We start from the raw sequence: 6355 nt of genomic DNA, 5'->3' as shown, positions 1-6355 counted from the left end.
GGGACGTCGCAACGGGCCTGCCGCTGCTGCGCGAAGAGCTCAATCGTGCCGGCGACGCGCGCTTCCTGCCGCGCTTTCTCCCGCTGCTCGGCGAGCTCGCCGCGTGCTGCCTGGAGGCCGGCCAAATCGAACGTGGCCTCGAAATGATCGAGGACGTCCTCGCCCGTTGCAACGACCGGCAGGAGCGCTGGTATCTGCCGGAGCTGATCCGCATCAAGGGAGAATTGATGCTCAAGAGCCCGCGGCATTCGGAGCACGCCGAGGCCCACTTTCGCGAGGCGATCGACATTGCCGTCGAGCAGGGCGCGCGCTTCTGGGAGCTGCGCTGTGCCGCCAGTCTCGCGCGGTTCATGATGGCCGCAGGCCAGAGCGCGGAGGCTCGGGCCATTCTGAAGAATGTCACCGGATCGTTCGCCGAGGGCTCCGAGATCGCCGACATGCGCTCGGCCCGCGAGCTGATGGCGCAGCTTAGGAACTGACCGATGTGCGCTAACGGGGAATTTCGTTAGGTTGAATCGATTGCCGCGGCTTTACTTGCCTCTCCCGCTTGCGGGAGAGGTCGGCGCGTCCGGGCGATGCGAAGCATCGTCCCGCGCGCCGGGTGAGGGCTTTCTCCTCTGGGGGATTGTCCCATTGCGGAGATACCCGACCCTCTCCCGCAAGCGGGAGAGGGCGTGCAGCTCCGTCGCGGCAACGATCAAGCCTTTTTCTTCATCAGCCTCCGACAGCAGCCGCGCGGCGCGGCAGCTTCCAGCCGGGCCGGATGAAGTGGCAGGTGTAGCCGTCCGGATAACGTTCGAGATAATCCTGATGCTCGGGCTCGGCTTCCCAGAACTCGGCTGCGGGCGCGACCTCGGTCACCACCTTGCCCGGCCAAAGGCCCGACGCCTCGACGTCGGCGATGGTGTCTTCGGCGATCCTCTTCTGCTCCTCGCTCGTCGTGAAGATCGCCGAGCGGTAGCTCGTGCCGAGATCATTACCCTGGCGATTGAGCGTGGTGGGATCGTGGATCTGGAAGAAGAACTCCAGCATGGTGCGGAAGCTGGTCCTTGCGGGGTCAAACATGATTTCGATCGCCTCGGCGTGACCTTCGTGATTGCGATAGGTCGCGTTCTTCACGTGCCCGCCGGTGTAGCCGACCCGGGTGGAGATCACGCCCGGTTGCTTGCGGATCAGGTCCTGCATGCCCCAGAAGCAGCCTCCGGCCAAAACTGCGCGCTCTGTCGTCATATCTCCGCTCCCGATTGATTGCTCGGTCCGTTCCGTGCCCCTAACATAGGCTCTCGGCCACCCGGCCGAAAGCCATGCTATTGACGCGTATCCACCTGTGCCCCTAGGCCCGGTGGACCCGGGATGCTCGCCTTAAGCCAGCTTGGCGTCGAGGGTGATCGCTGCGTTGAGCACCTTCGACACCGGGCAGTTTTTCTCGGCCTCGCCGGCGATCTTGGCAAAACCCGCATCGTCGAGGTTCGGCACCTTGGCACGCAAGGTCAGCGCGGATTTGCTGATCTTGAAGCCTTTGCCTTCGGGCTCGAGGGTCACGGCGGCTTCGGTCGAGAGCTCGTCGGGCGTGAATCCCGCCATCTGAAGGCCGAAGGCCAGCGCCATCGTAAAGCAACCTGCATGGGCCGCTGCGATCAACTCCTCGGGATTGGTCCCCTTCTCATTCTCGAAACGCGTCTTGAACGAATAGGGCGTCTGCGCGAGTACGCCCGATTCGCTGGTCAGATGGCCAGTTCCATCGCGACCGGTGCCTTTCCAGACGGCCGTTGCTTTGCGGATCATGTCAGTTCTCCCTGTCGTTTCAGTACCGGGCTCCTTACCGGAGCAAGGCGACATTGGCGTGGCGGGCGAGCAACGTTGCGGCTTCAGCTCGGCAGAGGTTGGCCGGCCTGCTCGCGCACAATGTGATCGGCGTACCATTCCGCCCAGTTCTCATCATGTCCACCGGTCCGCCGCTCATGTTCGCCATGCGCCGCCGCCGCCCGGTGGAGTGCGGCCGCCAACTCCGCCTGCGAAGCGAACGTCGTGCCGCCGCCCGCGATGCGCCCCGGCAGTCGCGTTGTCACCTCCTGGAACAGCCAGCCGTTGCCATCGGGATCGCTGAACGATGCAAAGGAGCTGTAGCTGCCGCGGTTGGGGTCGGCGCCACTGATCCGATTACTGCCGAACAGGTACGGCTCGTCCGGCCCGGCGTGCACGTCGCCGGCACCGTGGAATGGCATGCTGACTTCGACGCCGCGGTCGAGCAGATCCCGTCGTGCCGCCTCCAGATCGGCGACAATCAGGTACAGCCCTCGCACCGAGCCGGGTGCGGCGGCAGTCACATTGTTTCCGAAGATCACCGAGCAGGCCGAGCCAGGCGGGGTGAACTGGATCACACGCCAGTCGTCTCCCGAGGTGAAGTCCGCGTCCAGCCGCCAACCAAGGCGCGCGTAGAACGCCTTGGCGCGGTCGACATTGGACACGGGGATCACGACGACTTCGAGCTTCCAGTCGGCGCTGGGCGATGTCGAGAGTTCGGGATCGGTTTCGATAGTGGTCATGTCGTGTCGAGCTCCCTGATGTGAGCACGCTACTACGGATGAAGGGCCGCTATGCGGCGGCGGGCGTCTGAGCGGCCTGAATTGAGAGTATCTTCAACAGGATATCGCCGCCCGCCCGGCTCGCAAGTCCTAACACATTCTAACACGCCAAGCCGCACGCGCGCCGCCATGGTGGAGACATTGCTCGGTGGACATGGCGGGACATGGCGCTTCTAGACGATGTGATCGATGCCAGCGGCGGAATGACCCGCTGGAACAGCTTGAGCCGTTTCACGCTCCACCTTTCCATTGGCGGAACGCTGTTCGCCAACGCCGGACATGCCCGGGAATTCAAGGACGTGACCGCGGAGGGCTCGACCCGGACACAATCGCTCCGCTTCACCGGCATCACCGGAGGCGAACGCTCCGGCTCTTTTCAGCCCGACGCGATCACCATCGAGAAGCTGGATGGTGAGGTCCTGCAGACCTGGAGCAACCCCGTCCCAGCGTTTGCCGAGGCCGGCTCGCCCGCGCTTGCGGACGAGCTGCATCTCGTCTTCTTCTGCGGTGTCGCGATCTGGAGTTATCTGACGATTCCATTCCTGCTTGCTCACCCCGATGTCGTGATCGAGGAGCTGTCGCCTTGGCAGCGGAGCACCGAAACCTGGCGCCGGTTGCGAGCGCAATTTCCGCCGCACCTGGTCACGCTCGCGTCGGAGCAGATCCTCTATTTCGACCAGAGCGCCCTGCAGCGGCGCGCGGATCACGCGCTCTTCGGGATGAAGGTCGCACACTCCTCCTGGGCGCATGACAATTTCGGCGGCATCGTGGTGCCGACGCTTCGACGCATTCAGGCCATGCAGCCGGACGGATCCGTGATCGCCAAGCCCGTGCTCATGGATGTCGAGATTTTCGATGCCGTCTTCGAGTAACGCCGACGGCTTCAAGTTTGGATCGGATTTGCGAGCATCGAACGACGCGCTCCTGCGGCGGGCTGTCGCACCCAAACGCAGACGCACAAAATCTAACAGATCCTCATCACCCCTAACGGGCGTCACGGCCGACCCAGCCCTATCCTCCGAACATGGAAAGCATTGGTTTGCGCGTCTGCCGGCGTCGCAAACAGGCGCAAGCCAGGAAAGGACGAGCGATGTCGAACAATTTGCAGGCGGCGCATGCCGATGGTCCGGGCGACGCGCGGGATCCCGAGATTCTTCGCCGTACACCGGTCATCGCCCGGGACAGCCAATGCACGGGGATGGAGTTGCCGCGCGTCAGGGTCAATGCCTTGCCGAAATGGCGGCTGCGGCGCGTCGAGCAATATGTCGCCGATCATTTCGACCGCTGCATCAGCCTGTCCGAGCTCGCCAATGTCGCCGGCCTGTCCAGGATGCACTTTGCAGCACAATTCCGCGCCGCGACCGGCTACCGCCCTCGGGAATATCTGCTCCATCAGCGGACCGAGCATGCGAAGGCGCTGCTCGCAACCACAGAGCGTCCATTGGCGGAGATCGCGCTGGCCGTGGGCTTCAGCACGCAGGCGCATTTTTCGACCGTCTTCAAGCGCATCAGCGGCGAGTCTCCGGCGCGCTGGCGCCTCGCCAGCAAGGGTGAAGGGCTCGCGGTCGAAGCACCTCCGCGGCGTCGTCCTTCTGCCGATCGCGATTGGATCACCAGCGCAGCCGCGTAAGCACACGGCAACGCACCGTCGAAGGGACGCTGCGCTGCGTCCGCGGCACGCCGCTCCCTACACCGGATCGAACGCGCGGATCGGCGGCAGATTGCCGGTGAACTTCTCGACCTCGACCGCCGTCAGCTGACCGGTACAGCCCTGCGCCAGGGATGAGGTCCCGATGTCGCGGGTGAGCACGTTCGGATTGCCGTGAACGCAGAGCGGCGCCTCGTCCTCGGGATCCATCGGATCGTACCAGGCGCCGGTCGGAAGCTGCACCACGCCGGGCGCGATGCCGTCGGTGACGTGGACCGCCGCAAGGCACGCGCCGCGCTCGTTGAACAGGCGGATGATGTCGCCATCCCTAATGCCACGCGCGTTCGCGTCGACCGGGTTCATTCGCGCGACCTCGCGGCCGCGATGTTTCGCGGCAAGCGAATGTCCGCCGAAATCGAGCTGGCTGTGCAGGCGCGTCACCGGCTGGTTGGCGACGAGGAAGCATGGCGCTCCTCGCTTCGGCATGTCGGTCTTCTCCAGCCAGACCGGATGACCGGGACAATCCGCGTCGCCGTGGCCTGCGATCTTCTTCGAAAAGATCTCGATGCGGCCGCTCGGCGTCGGCAGGCCATGATTGACCGGGTCTTCGCGAAAACGACGCAGCCGGCCGCCGTCATCGGGCTGCTGCGGCACGACAAGGCTGCCGCGCGCCCAGAATTCGTCGAAGCTTGGGGCTTCCAGACCGCGCCTGGCAAGCGAGGCGCGGGTCGGCTCGTAGAGATACTCAAGCCATTGCCGCGATGTACGTCCCTCGGTGAAAGGTTCGCGAGCTCCGAGACGATCGGCGAGATCGGCGAAGATATCGTAGTCGTCGCGCGCAAGGCCGAACGGTTCGGCGACCTTATGCATGGCGACCATCAGGGGATCGTTGGTGGAATAGCCGATGTCCTCGCGTTCGAGCGTCATCGTCGCGGGCAGCACGATGTCGGCATGCCGGGCCGTGGCGGTCCAGGCCAGCTCGTGCACGACGAAGGTGTCGAGTTGCGCAAACGCCTTGCGCAGGCGGTTGATGTCCTGATGGTGATGGAAGGGATTGCCACCGGCCCAGTAGACCATGCGGATGTCCGGATAGGTCCGCGTCTCGCCATTGTAGCGATAGGTGGTGCCGGGATTGAGCAGCATGTCGGCGATGCGCGCCACCGGAATGAAATCGGCGACGCCGTTGCGGCCCTGCCCCAGCGTCGGCCCCGGCACGTCGTTGACACGGCGGCCGTAATAGCCGATCGCCCCGAGCGAATAGGCGTAGCCGCCGCCGGGAAGGCCGATCTGGCCGAGCGCTGCCGCCAGCACCATGCCCATCCACACCGGCTGCTCGCCATGCTCGGCGCGCTGCAGCGAATGCGAGACGGTGATCAGCGCGCGCTTGCCGGCGGCGCGGCGCGCCAGCTTTCGGATCGTCTCGGCATCGACGCCTGAGATGGCCGCGGCCCATTCGGCATGTTTGGGCTGGCCATCGCTTTCGCCCATGAGATAGCGCAGGAAGGTGGGCCAGCCTTCGGTGTAGCGATCGAGGAAGGGCTGGTCGTGCAGACCTTCGCTCACCAGCGTGTGGACGAGGCCGAGCATCAAGGCGGTGTCGGTGCCGGGCACGCAGCTCATCCATTCGGCGCCGGCTTCCACCGGCAGATCGTCACGCAGCGGGCTGACCAGGACGAACTCACAGCCGCGCTTGCGCGCCGCCGCCATGGCGCCGCGCTCGACATGCTTGCTGATCGAGCCGCCGGCCACCATGGAGTTCTTCAACGCCATGCCGCCGAAGGCCAGCACGATGTCGGTGGTTTGAGCAATCTGCTCCCAGGTGACGTTGCGCTTGGTGATATCCTCATAGCCCGCCAGAATCTGCGGCAGCAGCACCGAGGACGCGCCCGACGAGTAAGTGTTCACCGAGCGGACATAGCCGCCCATCGCGATGTTGAGGAAGCGATGCACCTGGCTCTGGGCGTGATGAAAGCGGCCGGCGCTCGACCAACCATAAGAGCCGCCGAACACGGCGCTGGGGCCGCGCGTGTCGCGGATGCGGCAGAGCTCATCGCCGAGCAGATCGAGGGCCTTCTCCCAGCTCACGGAGACGAACTCGTCGCGGCCGCGGCGATTGTCCGGG

The 6355-nt window shown here is 64.9% G+C and carries 5 protein-coding genes and 2 pseudogenes; 3 read left to right on the top strand and 4 right to left on the bottom strand.

Annotated features, from left to right (window positions below):
• Positions 1–479: pseudogene (locus MOV74_RS28610) on the top strand (ATPase); the annotation flags it as partial.
• Between the two features lie 235 nt (positions 480–714).
• On the opposite strand, the gene msrA reads toward MOV74_RS28610, so the two are convergent.
• The 3 genes from msrA to MOV74_RS28595 form a co-directional block, all read right to left on the bottom strand.
• On the bottom strand, positions 715–1230 hold the full coding sequence (gene msrA, locus MOV74_RS28605; RefSeq protein WP_246929978.1) for a peptide-methionine (S)-S-oxide reductase MsrA: 516 nt from the start codon (positions 1228–1230) through the stop codon (positions 715–717).
• Between the two features lie 132 nt (positions 1231–1362).
• On the bottom strand, positions 1363–1785 hold the full coding sequence (locus tag MOV74_RS28600; protein ID WP_246929977.1) for an OsmC family protein: 423 nt from the start codon (positions 1783–1785) through the stop codon (positions 1363–1365).
• Between the two features lie 83 nt (positions 1786–1868).
• Positions 1869–2546, bottom strand: coding sequence for a VOC family protein (locus MOV74_RS28595; RefSeq protein ID WP_246929975.1), 678 nt, complete (start codon positions 2544–2546; stop codon positions 1869–1871).
• Between the two features lie 203 nt (positions 2547–2749).
• Between MOV74_RS28595 and MOV74_RS28590 the strand changes: the two genes are divergently transcribed.
• Together MOV74_RS28590 and MOV74_RS28585 are read left to right on the top strand one after the other, a co-directional pair.
• Complete coding sequence (locus tag MOV74_RS28590; RefSeq protein ID WP_246929973.1) at positions 2750–3457, top strand: hypothetical protein; 708 nt, start codon at positions 2750–2752, stop codon at positions 3455–3457.
• A gap of 257 nt (positions 3458–3714) precedes the next feature.
• Positions 3715–4215: pseudogene (locus tag MOV74_RS28585) on the top strand (helix-turn-helix domain-containing protein); the annotation flags it as partial.
• Positions 4216–4272: 57 nt separating this feature from the next.
• Here MOV74_RS28585 and MOV74_RS28580 read toward each other — a convergent pair.
• On the bottom strand, positions 4273–6355 hold a 2083-nt coding region (locus MOV74_RS28580; protein WP_246929971.1), incomplete at its 5' end, for a molybdopterin guanine dinucleotide-containing S/N-oxide reductase.

It is taken from the genome of Bradyrhizobium sp. SHOUNA76, from assembly GCF_023006445.1.
GTDB lineage: Bacteria > Pseudomonadota > Alphaproteobacteria > Rhizobiales > Xanthobacteraceae > Bradyrhizobium.
Note: the sequence above shows the minus strand (reverse complement) of the source record. Positions and strands in the feature narration are given on the sequence as shown.